Source organism: Paludifilum halophilum (genome assembly GCF_002245355.1).
Taxonomy (GTDB): domain Bacteria; phylum Bacillota; class Bacilli; order Thermoactinomycetales; family DSM-45169; genus Paludifilum; species Paludifilum halophilum.
Map to the genome: position 1 here is coordinate 1 of NZ_NOWF01000180.1, position 391 is coordinate 391.

Annotated in this window: 2 protein-coding genes; both read right to left on the reverse strand. The window is 62.7% G+C overall.

The genetic code is table 11. The annotated features are described in order from the left end of the window. On the reverse strand, positions 1-106 hold a 106-nt coding region (locus tag CHM34_RS20310; protein ID WP_439116352.1), incomplete at its 3' end, for a hypothetical protein. Between the two features lie 30 nt (positions 107-136). Continuing rightward, positions 137-391: YraN family protein (locus CHM34_RS18760; RefSeq protein ID WP_094266068.1), on the reverse strand; the 255-nt coding region annotated here is incomplete at its 5' end.

Genomic DNA, 391 nt, shown 5'->3' on the forward strand with positions numbered 1-391 from the left:
TGCCGTGGCCGCGCTTCTGCGCCTCGAGCAGCAGCGCAAAGGTGGAATCGCCGCGGATGTTGATGCGCGCGATAGGATCCATCTGGACGGCGATCTTCAATTTCATAGGTGTGTCCCGCGAGGTCTGAGGGTAGCTTCAAGGGCTTGCGTCGAATGCCGCTAACAGATGGCGCGGCAGGCTCTTCGGCGCAATCAGCACGGCGTCGAATCTGAGATCAAATTCGGCATGTTCGGGATGCGCCATCAGCCAGGCCTGGGCGGCATTGACGATGCGCTGCTGCTGGCGCGGCGTCACGGCATAGGCGGCTTCATCGAGGCTGGCACGGGCCTTGACCTCGACGAAGGCGACGAGATTGCGCTTGCGTGCGACGAGGTCGATCTCGCCATAGGG